This is a genomic window from Sphingopyxis sp. (assembly GCF_041916015.1).
Lineage (GTDB): Bacteria > Pseudomonadota > Alphaproteobacteria > Sphingomonadales > Sphingomonadaceae > Sphingopyxis.
In genome coordinates this window covers 1-21,220 of record NZ_JAYSAH010000079.1, presented here as the reverse complement: position 1 = coordinate 21,220, position 21,220 = coordinate 1, and the positions used below count along the sequence as shown (strand labels likewise).

At 65.7% G+C, this 21,220-nt stretch carries 13 protein-coding genes; 2 read left to right on the top strand and 11 right to left on the bottom strand.

Annotation, left to right across the window (positions count from 1 at the left end):
- Positions 1-99: 99 nt before the first annotated feature.
- On the top strand, positions 100-1,638 hold the full coding sequence (locus ACE3SL_RS11865; protein ID WP_374525946.1) for an amino acid permease: 1,539 nt from the start codon (positions 100-102) through the stop codon (positions 1,636-1,638).
- Positions 1,639-1,692: 54 nt separating this feature from the next.
- On the opposite strand, the gene ACE3SL_RS11860 is transcribed toward ACE3SL_RS11865, so the two are convergent.
- From ACE3SL_RS11860 to ACE3SL_RS11845, 4 genes are all read right to left on the bottom strand, one after another.
- Complete coding sequence (locus ACE3SL_RS11860; protein ID WP_374525945.1) at positions 1,693-2,904, bottom strand: multidrug effflux MFS transporter; 1,212 nt, start codon at positions 2,902-2,904, stop codon at positions 1,693-1,695.
- A 256-nt stretch (positions 2,905-3,160) separates the two neighbouring features.
- Positions 3,161-3,463, bottom strand: coding sequence for a hypothetical protein (locus tag ACE3SL_RS11855; protein ID WP_374525944.1), 303 nt, complete (start codon positions 3,461-3,463; stop codon positions 3,161-3,163).
- A gap of 25 nt (positions 3,464-3,488) precedes the next feature.
- Positions 3,489-6,362, bottom strand: a complete 2,874-nt coding sequence (locus tag ACE3SL_RS11850; protein ID WP_374525943.1) for a M16 family metallopeptidase — start codon at positions 6,360-6,362, stop codon at positions 3,489-3,491.
- A 93-nt stretch (positions 6,363-6,455) separates the two neighbouring features.
- Positions 6,456-8,609: an acylase gene (locus ACE3SL_RS11845; protein ID WP_374525942.1), complete on the bottom strand. Its 2,154-nt coding sequence runs from the start codon at positions 8,607-8,609 to the stop codon at positions 6,456-6,458.
- Positions 8,610-8,737: 128 nt separating this feature from the next.
- Between ACE3SL_RS11845 and clpB the strand changes: the two genes are divergently transcribed.
- The gene (clpB, locus tag ACE3SL_RS11840; RefSeq protein ID WP_374525941.1) at positions 8,738-11,317 is read left to right on the top strand and encodes an ATP-dependent chaperone ClpB; all 2,580 of its coding nucleotides are present in this window, start codon (positions 8,738-8,740) and stop codon (positions 11,315-11,317) included.
- 51 nt (positions 11,318-11,368) lie between these two features.
- Here the strand turns inward: clpB and ACE3SL_RS11835 are convergent, their stop codons facing one another.
- The 7 genes from ACE3SL_RS11835 to ACE3SL_RS11805 all read right to left on the bottom strand — a co-directional run bounded on the left by ACE3SL_RS11835 (position 11,369) and on the right by ACE3SL_RS11805 (position 20,990).
- Positions 11,369-11,629: a hypothetical protein gene (locus ACE3SL_RS11835; protein WP_374525940.1), complete on the bottom strand. Its 261-nt coding sequence runs from the start codon at positions 11,627-11,629 to the stop codon at positions 11,369-11,371.
- Positions 11,630-11,709: 80 nt separating this feature from the next.
- Positions 11,710-13,230 carry a 2OG-Fe(II) oxygenase family protein gene (locus ACE3SL_RS11830; protein WP_374525939.1) on the bottom strand — a complete coding sequence of 507 codons (1,521 nt, stop codon included), beginning with the start codon at positions 13,228-13,230 and terminating at the stop codon, positions 11,710-11,712.
- Positions 13,227-14,384, bottom strand: coding sequence for an aspartyl/asparaginyl beta-hydroxylase domain-containing protein (locus ACE3SL_RS11825; RefSeq protein ID WP_374525938.1), 1,158 nt, complete (start codon positions 14,382-14,384; stop codon positions 13,227-13,229). The genes ACE3SL_RS11830 and ACE3SL_RS11825 overlap by 4 nt, the downstream gene beginning before the upstream one ends.
- Positions 14,381-16,384, bottom strand: coding sequence for a sulfotransferase (locus ACE3SL_RS11820; RefSeq protein WP_374525937.1), 2,004 nt, complete (start codon positions 16,382-16,384; stop codon positions 14,381-14,383). Before ACE3SL_RS11820 ends, ACE3SL_RS11825 begins: the two co-directional genes overlap by 4 nt.
- A gap of 80 nt (positions 16,385-16,464) precedes the next feature.
- Positions 16,465-19,599, bottom strand: a complete 3,135-nt coding sequence (locus ACE3SL_RS11815; protein ID WP_374525936.1) for a TonB-dependent receptor domain-containing protein — start codon at positions 19,597-19,599, stop codon at positions 16,465-16,467.
- 267 nt (positions 19,600-19,866) lie between these two features.
- The gene (locus tag ACE3SL_RS11810) at positions 19,867-20,787 is read right to left on the bottom strand and encodes a M23 family metallopeptidase (protein WP_374525935.1); all 921 of its coding nucleotides are present in this window, start codon (positions 20,785-20,787) and stop codon (positions 19,867-19,869) included.
- Positions 20,784-20,990 carry a DUF2093 domain-containing protein gene (locus tag ACE3SL_RS11805; RefSeq protein WP_374525934.1) on the bottom strand — a complete coding sequence of 69 codons (207 nt, stop codon included), beginning with the start codon at positions 20,988-20,990 and terminating at the stop codon, positions 20,784-20,786. Before ACE3SL_RS11805 ends, ACE3SL_RS11810 begins: the two co-directional genes overlap by 4 nt.
- Positions 20,991-21,220 lie beyond the last annotated feature (230 nt).

The following is a 21,220-nucleotide window of genomic DNA, read 5'->3' as shown; positions in this document are numbered from 1 at the left end:
TGCATTCCCCTTCACGAAATTAAGTTGCGCTGGCGGGAGGAGCGTTTACTCTCCTGCGGCAGGAGAAGGCCCGTACCGGGCCCCAAAGGGGATATTTGGATGATATTTGGTCGCGTCAAATCGCTCGACGCTATCTTGGCCACAGCCGAGAAAAAGTCACTGCACCGATCACTCGGTGCGTTCCAGCTTACCATGCTCGGCATCGGTGCCGTCATCGGCACCGGCATCTTCGTGCTGACCGCCGAAGCCGCGCAAAAGGCGGGTCCGGGCATGATGATCAGCTTCATCATCGCCGGCGTCGTATGCGCCTTCGCGGCGCTCTGCTATGCCGAGATGGCGGCGATGGTGCCTGTCTCGGGCTCGGCTTACACATACAGCTATGCCGTGATGGGCGAACTGATCGCGTGGATGGTCGGCTGGGCGCTGATCCTCGAATATGCGGTCGCCGCGGGCGCCGTTTCGGTCGGGTGGTCGGGCTATGTCGTCGGCCTCATCGAACATTTCTTTCACATAGACATACCCGATACGCTGGTCGCGGGGCCGTTCGACGGCGGCGCGATCAACCTGCCCGCGATGTTCATCGCCGGGCTCGTGACCTGGCTGCTCGTCATCGGCACCAAGGAAAGCGCGACCGTCAACGCGATCCTCGTCGCGATCAAGGTCATCGCGCTGACCATCTTCATCGTTCTCGCCGTGCCAGTGATGAACAGCGAGCAATTCTCGCCCTTTGCACCGACCGGTTTCATCGGCATATCGATGGCGGCCGCCTCGATCTTCTTCGCTTATGTGGGGTTCGATGCGGTCTCTACCGCGGCCGAGGAAACCAAGAATCCGCAGCGCAACATGCCGATCGGCCTGATCGGCAGCCTCGCGATCTGCACCATCTTCTACCTCCTCGTCGCCGCCGGCGTGATCGGTGCCCCGGGTCTCAGCACCCAGCCGGTAACCGATGCCGCGGGTGTCGCGCTCGATCCCGGCAGCCGCGAACTCGCCGCCCAGTGCGCGACGCGCGCGGCGGAGGGACTGAAGGACGTCGTCTGCTCGAAAGAAGCGCTCGCCTTCACCCTGCGTGAAATCGGCTGGCCGCAGATCGGCAACCTGATCGGCCTCGCCGCCGGGCTCGCGCTGCCGTCGGTCATCCTGATGATGATGTTCGGCCAGACCCGCATCTTCTTCGTGATGAGCCGCGATGGCCTGCTTCCTGCCGCCTTCTCGAAGATCCACCCGAAGTTCAATACGCCGCACGTCATCACGATCCTCACCGGCATCGCGGTCGCGCTGTTCGCCGCCTTCTTCCCGGTCGGACAGCTCGCCAACATTTCCAATTCGGGGACGCTGTTCGCCTTCGCCGCCGTGTCGATCGCGGTGATGGTGATCCGCCGGACCGAGCCGAACCGCCACCGGCCGTTCCGCACGCCGCTGGTGTGGGTCACGGCGCCGATCGCGATCCTCGGCTGCCTCTATCTGTTCGCCAGCCTCGATCACAAGAGCATCATTCTCTTCCTGATCTGGGCCGCCGTCGGTCTGCTTGTCTATTTCGGCTACAGCCGCTCACGCAGCCACGTCGGTCTCGGCCATGTCGAGGTTCACGAGGACGATCCCGACGCACCGCCGCAGCCGGTTCCGCCGGTCAGCTGAGTTCAAACGATCGAAAAAGGGAAAGGGGGCTTCGGCCCCCTTTCTTATGTCCGATCAATAGGGCGACTTCGGCGCGGTTCCCGGCCGCGTGAACAGCTTGCCGCGCTCGGCCCAGAAGACCAGAGTCAGCCCGACGACACCCGAAATCAGGAACGCATAGGCGAGCGGCAAGGTCGTGCCGTTATATTGCTGCCCAATCAAGGCGCCGACCGTCGCCGCGAGCAGCGTCTTGGCGAAGCTCTGATAGGAGGAGGCGACGCCTGCCATATGGCCGAAATCCTCCATCGCGATCGAGCCGAAATTACTGCCGACAAAACCGATCAGCCCGACGTTGACCATCATCAGCACGGTGAACATCCACAAAGTCTCGGCGCCGCTCAGCGCAACGAGAATCTGGAGGATAGAGGTCGCCATGAAGGCAAAGGTTGCGCTTTGCGACACGCGCCGCGCGCCGAAACGCTCGACGATCGCAGCATTCGAGAAATTCGCGGTCGCGATCCCCAGTGCCACGCAGGCGAACACCAGCGGAAACCAGCTGCGCGCATGGAAGATGTCGGCGATGATCTGCTCGCTCGAGTTGAGATAGCCGTAAAGCGCGCCCTGCATCATCCCCGAAGCGATCATATAGCCGGCGGCGCGGCGGTGCCGCGTCACCGTCGCCCAGCCCGCCGCCATCGTCCTGAGATCAAGCGGGCGCACATCCTCCGGATGAAGCGTCTCGGGCAACCGCCGCAGCCAGAGCAGCATCACCACACCCATCACCGCAAGCACGATGAAGATCGCGCGCCAGCTTGCAAAGGCAGTGATTCCTGCCCCCATGGTGGGCGCGATCGCGGGAACGATCATGAAGACAAGGAAGATCATCGACAGCCGCTTCGCCATCGCATCGCCCGAGAAGAGGTCGCGGATCACCGCGACGACGATCACCCCCAGCGCCGCACTGACCAGCCCGTGCCCGAACCGCAGCGCGAGCAGCAACGGAAAACTGTTCGCGAGCCCGCAGCCGATCGAGAAAGCCACATAAGCGAACAGCGCCGGCACAAGCACGCCCTTGCGCCCGAACCTGTCGGACAGCGGGCCATAGAAAAGCGATCCGGCGCCGATGCCGAACAGATAGATGGAGATGACATATTGGCGGTCGTTGGCGACCGTCACGCCCAGCCCCTCGCCGATCGCGGGGAGTGCGGGCAGCATCGAATCGATGGCGAGCGCATTCAGCGCCATGACCATCGCCATCATGAACACCATTTCGCGGTCGCCGGGCATACGGGACCGCTGCGCGGATTCGGTCATTTTGTGCATTGCGGGAGGGCTATGCGCTTCCGCCACCGTTTTGGATAGTCCCGAGCGGCCGAAAAGCTATGCAGGGGAGGTGGATAGGCCGCTTATGCGATGACGAATGTCGGCTTTCGATCGAAAACGGACACCCCAGAGCGACCATCGGTGCGCAACTCAGAACACCGCAATCAAAAAGGGCCGCCCCCGACAGGAGCGGCCCTTTCTGTTCCGAAACCCGGCGGGATCAGGCCTGACGGGTGCCCGTCATCGCCATCGATCCGAACGCGCCGGCCTTGATCGTGCCGGTCAGCGTGTCGCCGTCGATCACCGCCTCGGCTTCGAGCGTCATCGGCATCGGCACCTTCATATTCATGGTCCAGGTCAGCTTGTTGCCGTCGACCTTGCCATTTTCGACGTCGAGCGAGCCCATCGCGCCGGCGTTCTGGCCGGTGAAGCTGTCGCCGTCGCTCTTCACGGTGAAAACCGACTTCTGGTCGCCCATCGGCGACTTGGTTACGCAATCATAGTTGCCATCGACACCGGACATAGAAACTCTCCTACTGAAACTGATGTTAGTTAGCGGGTTTCGCTATTTCCACCGGCAGGCCCAGCCCGTCAAGCTGCGGTTTCACCACCGCGGCATCGCCGACGACGACATAGACGAGATCGCCGGTCAGCGCCTGCTTGGCAGCCGCGTCGATCGCATCGGTCGTCATCGCCTCATAAGTCGCGGGCAGCGTCTCGTAGTAAGTGTCGGGGCGGCCGAACTTCACGATCTGGCGGATCCCGCCGAGCACGTCTTCCGACGTCTCGAAGCTGCCCGGCAGTTCGCGGACACTGCCGTTGACCGTGCGTTCGAGCTCTTCTTTGGTGACGCCCTTGTCGCCGAGGAAGGCCTTGAGGTCGCTCTGGAACTCCTTGATCGAATCGCCGGTGCGGTCGGCCTGGACCGGCGCGATCGCGACCCAGGTCAGCCGATCGCGGTCGTTCGAGACGCGCGAGCGAACGCCATAGGACCAGCCCTTGGTTTCGCGCAGGTTCATGTTGAAACGCGAGAGGAAATTGCCGCCGAAAATGTCGTTCGCGGCGCGCAGCGGTTCGAGCTCGTCGCTGCCCCTCGCGGTCAGCACCTTGCCCGCCATGATCACCGACTGCGGCGATTTCGGGCGATCGAAGAGCAGGATGCGCGGCGTGGGCGTCGGGATCGGGGTTTCGAAATGCTTGCTCCCCTTGGCCGCCGCCGGCGCTTTCCAGTCGCCGAACGCGCCGTCCAGCTGCTTCTTCACCTCGGCCAGCGTCGTGTCGCCGACGACGAAGATGCGCGCATTGTCGGGGCGAATCCACGCCGCGTGGAAGGCCGCGAGCTGCTCGCGCGTCACTGCGGTCACCGCGCTCGTCGTGCCGAGCCCCGACGGCGGGATGCCATAGGGATGGTCGGCGCCGTAGAGCACCGGCATCAGCACGCGGCTCGCGATCGCATTCGGATTGTTGAGTTCGGCCTTCAGCCGGTTGAGCTGCTGGGCGCGCACGCGGTCGAGTTCCTGCGCGTCGAACGCGGGATTGCGGATATAATCGGCGAGCAGGCCGAGCGAAGCGCCGAGGTTCGGCTTGAGCGCGAACAGGTTGAAAACCGTCTCGTCGGCGGTCGCCGAGCCGTCGATCTGCGCGCCGAGACGCTCCTTCGCTTCGGCGAAGGCGATCGAATTGCGGCTCGTCGTGCCCTCGTCCATCAGGCTCAGCATCAGCGACTGGGTGCCGAGCGCATCGTGCGGATCGGCGGCATAGCCCGCATCGAAGCTGACCGTGACATTGACCGTAGGCACCGTCGTGCGGCGCGCGAAGACGATTTCGATCCCGTTCCGGAGCTTCGCGCGCTCGATCGCCGGAAAATCGAGCGATTTGAGCTCGGCGACCGGCGGCATCTGCGAGCGGTCGGCGAAGGAGGTTGCAGCGCCGCTATCGGGGCCGACATCGCCGAGCGCGGGGTTCCAGTAGCGGTCGGGCGCGACGGCGCTGACCTTGCCTTCGGTCACCGCACCGCCGCGGTTTTCGCCGCCCTCAGTGCGCTCGCCCGGCGTGTAGTTCAGCGAAAAGACCGGGCGCGACATCCACTTGTTCGCGACCGCCTTCACCTGCTCGGGGGTCGCCTTGGCGAGGCGGTCGAGTTCGGTCTTGTAATAGGCGGGATCGTTCGAATAGAGCGCACCCTCGGCCAGCGTCACCGCCTTGCCGCCAAAGCCGCCGACCGATTCGAGGCCCGAGATCGTGCCGCCGAGATAGCTCGCCGCCGCGCGCTGCAGTTCGTCGGCAGTCGGTCCCTCGGCGAGGAATTTCGCGATTTCGGCGTCGAGCTTGTCGCCGACGACCTTCGGATCGACCCCCGGCTTCACATCGGCTTGGACGATCAGGAAGCCCGCATCCTCCATCGTCTGCGCGCCCGCGCCGACGCTGACCGCTACGGGATCTTTCCGCACCATCGCATTGTCGAGCCGCGACGAGGAGAGGCCGCCGAGCACCGCGGTCGCCATCTGCAGCGGCACCGAATCGGCGTCGTTGAGCCCCGGGATCGCCCACATGCGATAGAGGCGGGTCGTCGGGATCAGGTCCTTCACCTCCTTGGCGAGCGGTGCGGGCAGCGTCGGGACCGACGTCTGCGGCGCCTTCACCTGCGGCCCGCGCGGAATGTCGCCGAACCATTCGGTTACCTTCGCCTTCGCGGTCGCCAGATCGACGTCGCCGGCGAGCACGAGCACCGCATTGTTCGGGCCATAATTGTCGGTGAACCATTTCTTCACGTCGGCGAGGCTCGCCGAGTTGAGGTCGGTCATCGAGCCGATCGTGCTGTGATGATAGGGGTGCCCCTTGGGGAAAAGATTCTCGAAAATCTCGTAGCGGAGCAGGCCATAGGGGTTGTTGTCGCCCTGACGCTTTTCATTCTGGACGACCCCGCGCTGGTTATCGAGCTTCTCCTGCGTGACCGCGCCGAGCAGATGTCCCATGCGGTCGCTTTCGAGGAACAAGGCGCGGTCGAGCGCGGCGGTCGGTACCGTCTCGAAATAATTGGTGCGGTCGACGTTGGTCGTCCCGTTGCTGTCGGTCGCGCCCACCTGTTGCAGGGGCTCGAAGAAATCGCCCGGCGCATTCTCGGAACCGTTGAACATCAGATGCTCGAACAGATGCGCGAAGCCGGTCTTGCCCGCGGGCTCGTTCTTCGACCCGACGCGATACCAGACCGACACCGCGACGACGGGCGCCTTGCGGTCCTCATGGACGATGACGCGCAGGCCATTGTCGAGGGTGAAGCTCTGATAGGGAATATCGACCGCCTTCACGAGGTCGGCGATCGGCGCGGGTTTCGCCTCCTTGCTCTTGGCGAGCGCGGAGCCGGCGGCGACGAGCGCGGTCGAAAGGGCAAGAGCGATGGCGAAACGGGAAGGACGGGGCATGGATTTCCTCTTGGATGACGGGCGCGACCGGCCCGCATGCGACCTGTGCCGAACGGCACTGTATCAGGGGTTTAGGACGGCCCCCGCGGGCTTTCAAGGCCGATAGAAGCGCGCGCCGCTGGCCCGGAGCGCCGCGGGATCGAACAGCACGGGCTTCAGCCGGTGCTGGACGAACAGCGGCGCCTGATCATTGTAGTGCGGGCTGTCGGGACGTGTCGTCGCGGCACCGAAGGGCTGGATCGATTCCGAATGCACCTGCCCGGTCTTGTCCCAGGTCACGAACATGATGAAGCTGTCGCCATGGCGGACCTTGAGCCGCCCGTCGGGCTCGACATCCCATAGGGTTGAGGCGCGCACCGTGTCGTTGCCCCCGTCGAGCGGCAGATCGACGGAGTGCGCCCCCTTGCCGTGGCGGAGCCGCAGCACCGTGCCGAGCTTCGGATCGAGCCCGCCGAAATATTGCTGCAGATGCGTGACCGTATCCTTCAGCACGGTGCGCGGATCGGGGTCCTCCTTGCGCTGGTAATGGCTGCCGTTCGCGGGGCGCAGCACCATCAGCGCGAGCGCATCGCCCTTGCCTTTGCCGTCGAGGTTCCAGTCCCACTGGCGGAGCAGCGCCTGTGCCTCGGCAAGCGCCGGATCGCCCTTCGTGTCGAGCGCGAGCAGCCGGTCCATCCAAGCCTTCGCATAGCCGGTCTTCGCATAGGCGGTATCGTACTTGATCGCCTTCAGCCGCGCCGCGTCGATCTGCCCCGACGCCTCGAACAACTCGATCAGCCGCACCGCGCGGTTGGTCATATCGTCCTCGATCCCCAGCAAGGGCGAAAAGGCGGCGGCGTCCAGTTCGTCGCCCGGCCCCGCCGCGACCCATGGCGTGTTGTTCGCGTTCATCACATAGCCCGAGCGCGGATTAACCAGCGCAGGCACGCGGTCGAAGGGCAGCGTCTTCGTCCACACATCGGCCGAGGTGTCGCCCGGCAGGATGCCGCGCCAGTTGAAGCCCGTCGGCCGATCGGGGAACATCGCATTGTAAAACATGCCGATATTGCCCTTGGCATCCGCATAGATGAAGTTGGTCGCGGGAACGCCCTGCCCCGCCATCGCCGCGCGCCATTCGGCGAAATTGCGCGCCTTGTTCAGCCGGTAATATTGGGTGACCATCTTCGCCTGATCCATCCCGGCGTAGCGGATCGCGAAGGCGCCCTTGGCGTTGTGGATCACCGGCCCCTGTACCGAGCGGTAGATGGTACGCGGCACCGGGATCACGAACGGGCCATATCTGACGCGCAGCCAGATGCGTTCTTCTTCGAGCGGCCGCCACCCGCCGTCAAAACGGTAGTTCTTGCCGCTCTCGTCGAGCACGAGCTTGTAGATGTCGATCAGGTCGGGCCGGTTCACCGTGTTGGTCCAGCCGAGATATTTGTTGTGGCCGAGGAAAGGGTATGGCGAGCCGGGGAAATTCGCGCCCGCGAAATCCCAGCCTTCGCTCGAATGGACGACGAGTTCATACCAGGCGACCCCGCCGGTCCACGGCTGGTGCGAGTTGGAGACGAGCCGCGTCGCGCCGTCGGTCGCGCGCGATGGCGCCACCGCAAAGCCGTTCGACCCGTTCGCTTCGGGGTCGCGCCCGACCGGGGTCAGTTCGCGCGGGACGAGCTTGCCCTTGGCGTCGAGCGACGGCCCGCCCTCGCGGCCCAGAACCTTATCCTCGGTCAGCCCGCCGAGCACCGAATCGAGCCCGAAGAAGAAGGGCGAGCGCAGCACGAAGCCCGCGACGACATCCTCGCCGGTCACCGGAAACAGCCCCGACAGCCGCACCTCATCCGGATGCTTGTCGGCATAGTGGTTGAGCCCCGCCGCATAGGCGGTGAACAGCTGTTTCACATCGTCGGGCAGCCGCGGCCAGTCGCGTGCGGTCGTCTTGCGCACGCCGAGCAGCGCCTCGGCATAGTCTATTTTCGCTCCGTCCGCGCCCAGCATCGCCCCCGCACGCCCGCGCGTCATCGCGAGCACTTCCTGCAAGGTCGAAAAATCATCCTCGGCATGGGCATAAGCGACGCCATAGGCGACGTCGGCATCGGTCTTTCCGAAGATATGCGGCACCCCGAACCTGTCGCGCGCGATCTGCACGTCGGCCGGCTTGAAGACCGGCGCAGCGGGCGCCTGGGCGGTCAGCGGCTCCCACAGCGCGAGCCCGACCAGAACGGCAAGGAGCAAGGTCAGAAAGCCGACGAAAAATTTGCGCATCCGCTTTCCGCTCCGTGCATTAGTGTCGCGACAGGCGTCATGGCGGAAAATTTGCGGCGCGGGAAGACATGGCCTTGTGTTGCAAATCGGCAACACTATCTCTGACGGTGAGAAAGGGGCTTACTTACATGAACCTCGAAAAATTTACCGACCGCGCCAAGGGATTCCTCCAGTCGGCGCAGACGATTGCGATCCGCATGAACCATCAGCGGATCAGTCCCGAGCATATCGCGAAGGCGCTGCTCGAGGACAAGGAAGGCATGGCCGCGGGCCTGATCCAGCGCGCGGGCGGCGACGTCGCGCGGGCCGTTTCGGGCATCGACGCGCTGCTCGCCAAGGTTCCGGCGGTGTCGGGATCGGGCGCGCAGGCGACGCCCGGCCTCGACAATGACGCGGTGCGCCTGCTCGATCAGGCCGAACAGCTTGCCGAGAAGGCCGGCGACGGCTTCGTCACCGTCGAGCGGCTGCTGCTCGCGATGGTGCTCGCCCCCTCGACTCCGGTCGGCAAGGCGTTCGCCGATGCGGGACTGAAGGCCGACGCGCTCAACACCGTCATCAACGAACTGCGCCGCGGCCGCACCGCCGACAGTGCGGGAGCCGAGGACAGTTTCGAAGCGCTCAAGAAATATGCCCGCGACCTCACCGAGGTCGCGCGCGAGGGCAAGCTCGACCCGGTGATCGGCCGCGACGAGGAAATCCGCCGTACCGTGCAGATTCTCGCGCGCCGCACCAAGAACAACCCGGTGCTGATCGGCGAGCCCGGCGTCGGCAAGACCGCGATCGCCGAGGGCCTCGCGCTGCGCATCGCCAATGGCGACGTCCCCGACAGCCTGAAGGACCGCCGCCTGCTCGCGCTCGACATGGGCGCGCTGATCGCGGGCGCCAAATATCGCGGCGAGTTCGAGGAGCGGCTGAAGGGCGTGCTCGACGAAGTGAAATCGGCTGAAGGCGAGATCATCCTCTTCATCGACGAAATGCACACGCTGGTCGGCGCGGGCAAGGGCGATGGCGCGATGGACGCCTCGAACCTGCTCAAGCCCGCGCTCGCGCGCGGCGAGCTGCACTGCATCGGCGCGACGACGCTCGACGAATATCGCAAATATGTCGAAAAGGACCCCGCGCTGCAGCGGCGCTTCCAGCCCGTGTTCGTCGGCGAGCCGACGGTCGAGGATTCGATCTCGATCCTGCGCGGGCTCAAGGAGAAGTACGAACTGCACCATGGCGTGCGAATCACCGACGGGGCGATCGTCGCCGCCGCGACGCTGTCGAACCGCTATATCTCCGACCGCTTCCTGCCCGACAAGGCGATCGACCTGATGGACGAGGCGGCGAGCCGTATCCGCATGGAGGTCGAATCAAAGCCCGAGGAGATCGAAGGCCTCGACCGCCGCATCATCCAGATGAAGATCGAGGAAGCGGCGCTGACCAAGGAGACCGACGCCGCGTCGAAAGACCGTCTCGACAAGCTGCGCGCCGAACTCGCGAATCTCGAACAGCAGTCGAGCGAACTGACGCAGAAGTGGCAGGCCGAGAAGGACAAGATCCACGCCGAGGCGAAGATCAAGGAACAGCTCGACACCGCCCGTTCGGCGCTCGATCAGGCGCAGCGTGCGGGCGACCTCGCGAAGGCGGGCGAGCTCAGTTACGGCACCATTCCCGGGCTAGAAAAGCAACTCGAGGAGGCGCAGGCCGCCTCGGGCAATGCGATGCTGCGCGAGGAGGTCACCGCCGACGACATCGCCGCGGTCGTCAGCCGCTGGACCGGCATTCCGGTCGACCGGATGATGGAAGGCGAACGCGAAAAGCTGCTCGGCATGGAAAACACGCTCGGCAAGCGCGTCATCGGCCAGGACGAGGCGGTTCGCGCCGTCTCGACCGCGGTGCGGCGCGCGCGTGCGGGACTACAGGACCCGAACCGGCCGCTGGGGAGCTTCCTCTTCCTCGGCCCGACGGGCGTCGGCAAGACCGAACTCACCAAGGCGCTCGCGCGCTTCCTGTTCGACGACGACAATGCGATGGTCCGCATCGACATGTCCGAGTTCATGGAGAAGCACGCCGTGTCGCGGCTGATCGGCGCGCCTCCGGGCTATGTCGGCTATGAGGAAGGCGGGGTGCTTACCGAAGCGGTGCGCCGCCGGCCCTATCAGGTCGTCCTCTTCGACGAGGTCGAGAAAGCGCACGGCGACGTGTTCAACATCCTCCTCCAGGTGCTCGACGACGGGCGGCTGACCGACGGGCAGGGCCGCACGGTCGATTTCACCAACACGCTGATCATCCTGACCTCGAACCTCGGCAGCCAGGCAATCGCCGCGCTCCCCGACGACGCGCCGGTCGAACAGGCGGAGCCCGCGGTGATGGAGGTGGTGCGCGCGCATTTCCGGCCCGAGTTCCTGAACCGGCTCGACGAGATCGTGCTGTTCCACCGCCTTGCGCAGCAGCATATGGGCGGGATCGTCGATATCCAGGTCGCGCGGGTGCAGAAGCTCCTCGCCGACCGCAAGGTCACGCTCGACCTGACCGACGCCGCGCGCGCGTGGCTGGGCCGCGTCGGCTACGACCCCGTCTATGGCGCAAGGCCACTGAAGCGCGCGGTGCAGAAATATCTGCAGGACCCGCTCGCCGACCTGATCCTGAAGGGCGAGGTTCGCGATGGCTCGACGATCAAGGTCGATGAGGGCGACGGCGCGCTGAAACTGACGCCGGCGTAAACCGCCGGACCCACAAGCGGGGCGCTTCCTGAAAGGGGCGCCCCGTAAAGTCTATTGCCCGTTCAGCGGACGCTGGACCTGCGCGCGTTCGATATTGCCGCGATTCTCCCGCGTTTCCTCGGCCCATTCGGCACGCGTCTTGCAGACCTTGCGGGTCGCAAGACGGCTGCCCAGCACTTCTTCCTTGCGGCACACGACCTCGTTCGGATCGGTGGTCTTCTTCTTTCCGGTCGGTTCGGCGGCGGCAGGGCTGGTCACCAGCATCGCGCCGCCAAGCAGTACGGCACCTATCAGGGATTGCACTTGGGTCATCGAAAGGAACCTTCTATAACGCTCTGAGGCGCAATCTAATTCGTGTGCGCCGCGCCGCCAAGTCTTTTGCGCCCGATAGGTCAGCACGGCGGTGCGACGTCGAACGCAACGGTCAGCCGTTCGCCCACGCCGAACGGTCGCGTGCCGTGCCACAGCCATGACGGAAACAGGACGAGGCGCCCCGGCACCGGCTCGACGAACCGCGTCGGGGGCACGTCCAGCCCGAGCGCGGCTTGCGGCTCGCCGAGCGCCAGCCAGCCGGCATCGGTTGCTTCTCCCGTTTCCCGTTCGGGCAATGCGACATAAAGCGCCGAACTGATCCAGCCCTGCGGATGAACGTGATTGGCGTGGAAGCCGCCCGCGCGCAGCCGCACCGACCAGCTTCCAGCGAAGCGCATCCGGCGGTCGCGACGCGGTGCGAGCAACGGATGATCGGCATCGGCGAGCGGCAGGTCGGCGACATAGGTTTCGACCGCCGCGACGATCGCTGCGCGCAAGGCGCGCGTGACCGGATCGATTCGCGAAAAAAGCGGGCCGTCGGTCTGGGTGCCGCCGCGCACCGACTGATCGAGATATTCGCCACGCGCGACATGAAGCGTGCGCAGATGCGCCGCCAGCCGATCCAGCGGCGGCAGGCGGTCCGCCAGATCGAACGACCGCACCAGGCCAGCATGGCCCGAAAGCCAGCCCGAACGCGGATCGCCGGTCAAGCGCCACAGCAACTCGGCATAGGGCCAAATCGCCGCCCGCCGTGTGCCGCCAGCCTCGATCTCCGCATCGATCAGCGCCCACGCCTGCGTAAAGCGCCGTGTCCTTATCAGATGCCGAACGCGCCACACACGCGTTCCGATGCGCATCGCCTCACCGGGAAGCACCTCGAACAGACGGTCGGCGCGGTCTGTCTGAGCAAGTTCGGCGGCGGCGATGACGGCGAAATCGGCGACCTCTGTTGCCGGCACGCCTGCTGCCTCCGCGCGCGCTACTTCCTCGGCAAGGGCCGCATAATCCTCGCTGCGGAGATGAAGATCGAATAATGCGCGCCACAACGGCACCGACGCCGGCTCATGCGCCACCGCGCGCTCGAATGATGCCCGGGCATTCTTGGCCCGTCCCATGAGCGACCGAAGCTGCGCGAGCTGGGCATGGCCGGCCAGCCACAACGGTACCTCCGCAAGGATCGCGTCGAGCGCAGCTTCGGCCTCGTCGCCACGCCCTGCGGCCCAGCGCGCCGCCGCCAGTCCGATCAACACGTCGCCGTTGGGCGGCCCGAGCCGCTCGGCGGCTTCGAACAGCGCCACCGCGTCGAGCCCCGCCTCATAAGCGACGCGCGCGCGGCCGTGCGCGATGCCGGCATCCTCCGGCGCACGCCGCGTGGCTTCGCCGAAAGCCCCAAGCGCGGCTTCATGCTCGTCGAGCGCGCGGTGCAGCAGGCCCGTCCATTGCCAGAGCCGCGCAGCGCCCGATCGTTCGGCCGCCGCCGCGACCAGCGGCAGCGCCGCTTCCTCCTCGCCTTCGTCGAGCGCCAGGCTGGCGAGTTCGCCGATCGCTTCGGCGCCGGCCTGCCCGGCGCGCGCCGCGGCGAGGCGGGCCGCGAAGCTCACAGGCTCTCCGGTACCCGATCCGCGTCGGCGCCGATCAGCGCCGCAACCGCCTCGCGCTCGACCGCGCTCAAATCGGGATGCCAGACGTCGAAGATGAAGACGACGCGCAAATGCTCGCTCGGATTCATCGCCTCGTGCTCGATCGTGTCATCAAAGACGAACGCCGAGCCGCGCCGCCAGTCGCGTCTCTCGGCGCCGACGCGGAACCAGCAACCGTCAGGCACGACGAGCGGCAGATGGCAGACGAGCCGTGCATTGTTGTAGCCGACGTGCGGTGGGATCGCGGTGCCCGGCGCGAGCAGCGAGAACATCGCGTTGGGTGAGGCGCCGGGGATCGCGGGCTGCCCGATCCTCTCCATCAAGGCGAGCGTGTTCGAGCAATGGCGCGCATTGGCCTCGATTCGCCGCCCGCTCCGCAGCAGGTGGATCGCGGTCCAGTCGGGGTTATGGTTGAGGCCCCGCCACTGGTCGAGCGGCTGGTGCGCGGCATATTGGACATAGGGAACCAGTTCGGCACGCTCGGCTACCATGACCACATCGAGATCGGCCGCGATCGCATCGGTCGCCGCCTCCAGTTCTTCGAGCCAGGGAAACAGGCTGCGCGGATGGAATTCGCGCTCGCGAAGACCGGGGAAATGAAAATGGGTCGGCTCGCTATGATAGGGCCGTGTGCGGCGCAGTGCATTGCTGCGAAAACGTGCGATCCGTGCGCGCTCGTCGGCGTCGGCGCGGGTTTCCGCTTCCGCCATTCGCTCGACGAGCACCGCTTCTTTCGCATCGAGCCACGCAGCGTGGCAGCGCTCGCCTGCCTCCAGCACCGCGACAAGTTGTGGCGGCAGCGCGCCATCGGGTTTTTGCGCGATCGCATGCCCCCACGCCTCGCCGGCATTAGGGTCGCCCATCCGTTCGAGCAGGCTCGCGCGCAGCATCAGCGCGGTGAAGTCGAGCGGCGCGAGCGCCAGCGCGCGATGGACCGCATCGAGTGCCACGCGCGGGCGGCCCGCGGCGCGGTGCGCGCCGGCGAGACGCAGCAGCACCGACGGATCGTCGCCGTCCTTCGCCGCTTCCTCGAACAGCGTCGCGGCGCGGGCGAAATCCTGCGCGGCGAGCGCGCGGTCGGCCTCGGCAAGGATCGCCGAGCGCCCGGCGGTCACAGACTATATCCGAATTTTTCCACCCAGGGGCGCAGGACCGGCAGGATCGGCTCCAGATGCGCGCGGTAGCCCTCCCATCGGCCGGCTGCGCGTTTGTAGATCGGCTCGACGACCTGCGCGTAGCTCGCCGTGGTGATCAGACCGCGCGCCTTTGCCGTCGCGCGGTGATCGAGCACCTCGCCACGCCATTCGAGCCCGAGAAAATCGAATAAGGGTCGCACCTCCGCCTCGACATCCTCGACCAGCCGCTCATAGACGATCGTGTGGACGTTGAGCCCGAAAAGATCGCGCGCGCGCTCCCAGTGCCGGAAGGTCAGGTCATAGAATTCGGCCGCATCCTCCAGCCGCAGAAAATTCGACATCGCGTCGTTGAGGCGGAAATTGCTCATGAAGCAGCTGAGCAGCGCATCGCACGGATGGCGCAGCGCGAGAATGAAGCGCGCGTTCGGAAACAGACGCTGGATCAGCACCGCCTTTGACAGGAACAGCGGCGACTTGTCGATCAGCATCCGTCCGGGCGCAAGCGGCTTCGGAGCGACCTTCGCGACCTCGTCGAAATAGAAGCGACGCGCATCGGCCACCACCGCGGCGTCGAGGCCCGGAATCGCCGCCATCCCCCCGATACGCTTGTCGACGAGGTTGAGCGGCGGTTGCTCCTCGAGCACCATCGTGCCGGGGTGTCCCATCAGGATCGTGTCGAGAAGCGTCGTTCCCGACCGCGGAAAGCCGAGGAGGAACACCGGATCGGGATGGTCGCGGCCAGCCGCCACCGCGGTCCAGCCCGTCGCCCATTCGGGGGTCAGCAGGTCGAGCTCGCCCCGCAGTCGGTCGCGAAGGACCGCCGCACGTTCGAGCGGGCGCGTGGGCGACATCTCGTGCAGGCGGTTCGTCTTGCTGAACGCCTCGAACGCCTCGTCGATGCGGCCGAGCCGGTCGAGCACCTGTCCCCGGAAATGCGACGTGCGTTCGGGCTCGATTTCGCTCGGAACCTGGTCGAAACAGGCGAGCGCCTCCTCGAACAGTTTGGCGCGCCGGTATTCGAGGGCGCGGATGAAGGCGAGTGCGCCCTCGCCGAGCCCATTGGCCTCAGCGAGCGCGATCAGCGGAGCGAGTTCCTCCTCGCGATTGCTATGCTCATACTGGACCGCGAGCCCGATATAGGCGTCCGTAACCGACGGGTCGAGCGCGATCACCTTGCGGAACGCCCGCTCCGCCTCGTCGATACGGCTCAGGAGTCCGCATTCGACGCCGAATTTCAGCTGCAGGCTGGCGTTGTCGGGATCGCGCGTGATCGCGCCCTCGATCGCGGGCATGGCGTCGTCCTGCCGCCCTTCCTTTTTGTACTGGACATAAAGCTCGTGCAGCGCGCGCGCGTCATCGGGAAATTCGTCGGCAGTCCGGTGAAGCAGCGCTTCCGCCTCCTCGCCCCGACCGACCGACCGGAGCGCCACCGCCAGATTGAGCCGGGTCGGCGGCGCCAGCGGTTCGAGCGCCATCGCCCGTTCGAGCGCGACGACGCTGCCCTCGAGGTCGCCGGTCGCCGAGCGCGCGTTGCCCAGATTGTTCCAGCTCTCGAAATCAGCCGGGTCGCGTTCGACGACATGGGTATAGGCCTCGACCGCCTCGTCGAAGCGCTCGAGCGACTGGGCGACATAGCCACGATAGCGCGCAATCCGCAGCGTTGCATCGGCGCGCGCAAGCTCCTGCGTGGCAACCTCCAGCGCCGCAGCCAAATCACCCTTGTCGATCAGGACCGCAATCAGATTGCACGCGATCGTCGTATCGTAGGCACGCGCTTCGTGCGCCGCGCGCAGATGCCGCACCGCCGCGTCGAGATCATTCGACCGCGCCTGCAACATGCCGAGAAAGGCATTGAGCGCAACCGTGTCGCCCCCGGCATCGAGCGCGCCTTCGGCAAGCTGACGCGCCCGCGCGACGTCTCCGGACTGGGCCGCGCCGACGGCCTGGCGCAGCACATCGGTCGTTTGGGAATCGAGCATCGAAAATCCGTAAACTGAAAGAAAAAGGGGCGGCCGGTCGAATGACCCGCCGCCCCCTATCTTAGGTCGAAATGCGGAACTTAGAAGTCCAGCGTCACACCGGCGAAGATGTAACGACCCAGGGCGTCATAGGTCGCCGGATAGGTATTGCCGTTACACGGACCGGTCGGGCACAGGTTCGACCCGTCGCGGCCGGCGTTACCCGAGGTAACCAGCGGCGGCTGCTTGTCGAAGATGTTGTTGACGCCCAGACGGAACGTATAGTTATCCGACACGGCGAACGTCGTCGACAGGTCGAAATAGCTGTACGCCTTCAGGTGGCTACCCGGATCGAAGACGAAATCGCCGTGGAGCGACTGGCTGTCCTCGAGCGTTTCCGCCTTCACCTTGCCGATGTAGCGCCACTGCAGCGAGATCCCCACGCCGTTCGGCATGTTGAAGCTCGTGCGCAGCTTGTGACGCCATTTCGGCAGCATCGAACCGCCCGCGGTCGTGCCACCGGACGAGCAGACCGGACCATAGAGGCCCGCGCAGTCATAGGCCTCGGTGATGCCGTTATCGACGCTGTACTTGTCGAGATAGGTCCCGACAAAGCTCATCGACAGCGTACCTGCGTTGCCGATTTCGTGGCTGTAGGCGCTGTTGATTTCGAGGCCGCGAGTGCGGACCTTGCCGAGGTTCGACGGGATATTGTCGACATAGCCACCCGGCGTCAGCCACAGCGAGCCGGCGGCGTCGCGGTGGATGAGGCTGCACGAATAAGGCGTGAAGGTCGCGGTCGCGTTCAGCGTACAATCCTTGAGGATCGCATCCTGTGCCGGCGGCTGGATCGCATCCTTCAGCTTGATGTCGAACCAGTCGACCGTCAGCGAGAAGCGCGGCAGGAAGCTCGGCTGCAGGACGACACCGAAGGTCTTCGTCGTTGCGGTTTCGGGCTTCAGATCCGGGTTGCCGCCCAGCAGGCCGTTATACTGGCCGGCCGGGTTCGCGGTCGTGCCCTGGCCGACGGCCAGACCCTGCGCGATACAGCCATAATCGGTCGCGGCGACCGGCGCACCGGCGCACGGATCGGTCGCGCCGTTCAGGCCAACGGTCGGGGTCGCGAACAGCTCCTGGATATTCGGCGCACGAACCGCACGGTTGTACTGGCCGCGGAAGCGAACGTCGCGGATCGGCGCGAATTCGAGCTGCAGCTTGTACGTGTCGGTGTCGTACTTGCGATCGGCGCTCGTGCGGTACCACGACTTGCGGTAACCGCCGTTGAAGCTCAGATCGTAGATGAAGCTGTCATGGACGATCGGAACCTGCGCTTCGGCGAAGAACTCATAGACCCGGAAGCTGCCAGCGAGCGGAAGCGTCGCGCCGCCCTGACCGGTGAGATCGCCGGTCGAGAAAGCATTGTCGGTCTTGAGGTCCAGCGATTCCTTGCGCCATTCGAAGCCAAGGTTGACGCCGATACCTTCATCCGCCCAAGGCGACTTGATGCCATATTCGCCGAGCTGGCCGGTGAACGAAGCGTTGGCGACCTGTTCGGACGTGGAACCCTTCTGGAAACCGACGGCCGACAGATAATTGACCGCTTCGGGGCTGGCACCGCCAGCACCGTTGAAGATGTTGTACGGAACGCAGTTCGGATCGCTACCGTCGATGACCGACCGGCAGACACTCTGTCCGAAAGTCGCGCTGCCAGCGCGGGTATCGGTAACGACGTTCAGCGCACGGTTGAGACGCGCGACCGAGAATTCGTTCGAATAGACCTGAGTATAGTTCGAACGGCCATACTGGTAATAGGCGTCATACGACCAGGCCTTGCCGAGGTCGCCCTTCGAACCGATCACGGTGCGGAAGTTGGTGTGCTGCAGATCGCTCTGGCGCGGACCGCCTTCGACGTTGCGGCGCAGCACCTGCATGAATGCCTGATTATAGGTGTTGCCGAGCGAGTCGGTAAACACCAGAGGCGCAGCGCCCGGATTCGGGTTATAGGGTGCCGCGACGGCGGTCGGGAAGTTGCCGATATAGCCGTTGATCAGGTTCGGATTCGCACAGATGATAGCGCGCTGCGCAGCCGACATCAGCGAATTGTCGCAATTGACGGTCAGCGTGTTGCCGAAGTCGCCCGACGGCGCGATCTGCGCGACCGTGCGGTCATCCATGAACATGAACTCGAGATACGGCTTGATCGACTCGTTGATCTCATAGTTCGCGAACAGGCCCGCCGTGTAGCGTTCGTCGGGGCGCTGATAGTGGTTCGTCGGCGCAAAGTTATAGCGCGACGTGGTGTTTTCGAACCCGCCACCCGGCAGGAAGCTGTACACAGTCGACGACGCGGTGTTAAGCGTCGGGTCGAAGATGATCGCGGTACCCGTCGAGTTGGTCAGCGAGCCGCCGCAGTTCGGAGCACCGCCGCCGGTGTTCTGGATCGTACAGGCGCTGTAATCGCGGCGCGACTGGAGGATCGGATTCGCCTTGCGATAGCCGGCATAGGCAACGATATGGCCGCGACCATCGTCGAACGCCGCGCCGAAAGTCGCGGTGACGTCGATCGTCCCGCCGTCGACGACGCTGCCGTCGGGATAGCCGAAGCCGCGCGCGTTGAGCGGGCCGCGGATCAGCTTGTTGCGGTTGTTGTGCTGATAGACGCTATACTGGCCGTCGAGACGGAAACCCGTGAAGTCGGTGTCCATCACGAAGTTGACAACGCCGGCAACGGCGTCGGCACCGTAGGTCGCCGAAGCGCCGCCGGTCAGAACCTGAACGTTCTTGAGCAGCGCAGCCGGGATCATGTTGATGTCGGCCGCCGAGCCGCTTCCGGGGCTCGGGTCGCCCGGCAGCAGGCGGCGGCCGTTGACGAGGCTGAGAGTACGGGTGGTGCCGAGGCCGCGAAGGTCGACCGAGGCGGTACCGTCGGCGCCGTTGGCGGCGGTGGACGACTGGCTGGCGAAGACCGACGGCAGCGAGTTCAGCATGTCCTCGACACGGGTTGTGCCCTGAAGCTTGATATCTTCGCTGCTCACGACGGTGATCGGAGCGGCCGATTCCAGATTGGCCTGCGGAATGCGCGTGCCGGTGACGATGATCTCGTCATTCGAGCTGGAGGCGTCGTCGCCGGCCTGAGCGTCCTGCGCCGTTGCGGGCGACGCGCAGGCAATCAGACCGATGCCGAGCACGAACGGCGCGGCGCCGAGCTTCAGCTTAGAAAATTGGGTGGTTTTCACAGTGCAGTCCCTTGCTACTGGTGATGATAATACCCGGACCCCCAATCGCGAGCGGCGCAATGCCGACGCAAACAGACGCCCCGATAGCCTGCGGGATGGTCCTTCATTCAGCCTGAGTAAAGGTGCTTTCCGGCCCCAGCGGCGGTTTCGCCGGCGATTGTGACGTATTTGCAACAGGCCGGAATCGGGGCGAAATAGGCCTCGCGCACGGTATCCACCGTGAAACATAATATCAAATGACAGCAATATAGAGGGTCAGCGCAGGCTTCAGCTGCCCATCGGCCCCGCGAGCTTGCCGGGGTCGAGGCGCGCATCGCGCCATTTGAGGCCCCAGTGCATGTGCGGCCCGGTCGCGCGGCCGGTTCGCCCGACGAGACCGAGCTGTTGCCCCTGTGTCACCCGGTCCCCGGCCTTCACATCGAGCCGCTGGCAATGGAGGAAGGCGCTCGACAGCCCCATGCCATGATCGACGATCAGCAGATTGCCCTCGAGCGTGAACGGTGTCGAAGCCGCCAGCGTCACCACCCCATCAGCCGGGGCATAGAAAGGTGTCCCCGCCGGCACCGCGACATCGGTGCCGCTGTGATAGCTGCCGGGCTTGCCCTGATAGACGCGCTGCGATCCGAAGAAACCCGAGAAGCGCCCGGTCACCGGCCAGCGGAATTTTTGCCGCCAGCCGTCGGATTCGACCGGCGTCGCGCGTGCCGCCGCGATCTGCGCGAGCTCGGCGGGACGTCGCCGCGCGAAGTCGGCGTCGCTCGACGCGCTGCCTCTGTACGGCGCATTGATATGCTCGATCCGCCAGCTCCCCGCGGCGATCGCCAGCGCGCGCTCGATGCGCTGCCCCGACGCCAGCGTCGCGACGAGCAGCGCCGAGGGGCCGGCGTCGCGGTCGAAGGCGATCAGGAAGGCTCCGTCGGACGCGACGGGGACAGGCTGGCTGTCGAGCGTCAGCAGCCGCGTCCCGCTCGGCGCCTGGCCGACAAGGACCGCGCCCTGCTCGGGCGTGCCGCGCAGGGTGAAATCGGCGCGAACGGGCACTGCCGCCGATATAGTCGCCGGGCGCGACGGCGGAACGGAAGACGGCGCCGGCTTCGCGGGAGCTTCCGACGACGGGACGCAACCGGCGGCGGCGATCAGCACGGAAAGAGCGGCCGCGTGGCGCCGCGCAGCAAGCGCCAGCCTCATGCCCTGCCGTCGAGCGCGGCCTGTACCGAAAGCGCGGCGGTCGCATAGGGCTCCTGCCGCGCGACCGACCAGTACCGCAGCTCGTCGAGCCCGATCGGCACCCCGGTCACCGCGCACAGCACATGGTCGCCGGGCGCGAGCACCCGAAAGCCGTTGGGGCCATAGTGCAGGCGGGCGAGGCGATTACGGCTGGCGATCAGCATGATACAAGGTCCGTTGCGAGAGAGATCATTGCGCCGGTTATAGCAGCCGGATGGCGCGCGGCCACCCCCTGCGGGTCAGAACAGCTCGCCCTGCCCCCGGCCTCGCGACGGCGGCGTCTTGCGAACCGGGCGCGGTGCGGGCGGCGGCGCATCGCCATCGGCGACCTCGGCGGGCACGTCGCCGTCGGCGAACTGCAGCCGCAGACGCCCGGCGGCGCGCGCCCTCGCCG

Excerpts from the sequence above, each read along its gene's own strand:
- ACE3SL_RS11865 (WP_374525946.1), top strand. The coding sequence starts at position 100 with ATGATATTTGGTCGCGTCAAATCGCTCGACGCTATCTTGGCCACAGCC.
- ACE3SL_RS11860 (WP_374525945.1), bottom strand. The coding sequence starts at position 2,904 with ATGCCCGGCGACCGCGAAATGGTGTTCATGATGGCGATGGTCATGGCG.
- ACE3SL_RS11855 (WP_374525944.1), bottom strand. The coding sequence starts at position 3,463 with ATGTCCGGTGTCGATGGCAACTATGATTGCGTAACCAAGTCGCCGATG.
- ACE3SL_RS11850 (WP_374525943.1), bottom strand. The coding sequence starts at position 6,362 with ATGCCCCGTCCTTCCCGTTTCGCCATCGCTCTTGCCCTTTCGACCGCG.
- ACE3SL_RS11845 (WP_374525942.1), bottom strand. The coding sequence starts at position 8,609 with ATGCGCAAATTTTTCGTCGGCTTTCTGACCTTGCTCCTTGCCGTTCTG.
- clpB (WP_374525941.1), top strand. The coding sequence starts at position 8,738 with ATGAACCTCGAAAAATTTACCGACCGCGCCAAGGGATTCCTCCAGTCG.
- ACE3SL_RS11835 (WP_374525940.1), bottom strand. The coding sequence starts at position 11,629 with ATGACCCAAGTGCAATCCCTGATAGGTGCCGTACTGCTTGGCGGCGCG.
- ACE3SL_RS11820 (WP_374525937.1), bottom strand. The coding sequence starts at position 16,384 with ATGCTCGATTCCCAAACGACCGATGTGCTGCGCCAGGCCGTCGGCGCG.
- ACE3SL_RS11810 (WP_374525935.1), bottom strand. The coding sequence starts at position 20,787 with ATGAGGCTGGCGCTTGCTGCGCGGCGCCACGCGGCCGCTCTTTCCGTG.
- ACE3SL_RS11805 (WP_374525934.1), bottom strand. The coding sequence starts at position 20,990 with ATGCTGATCGCCAGCCGTAATCGCCTCGCCCGCCTGCACTATGGCCCC.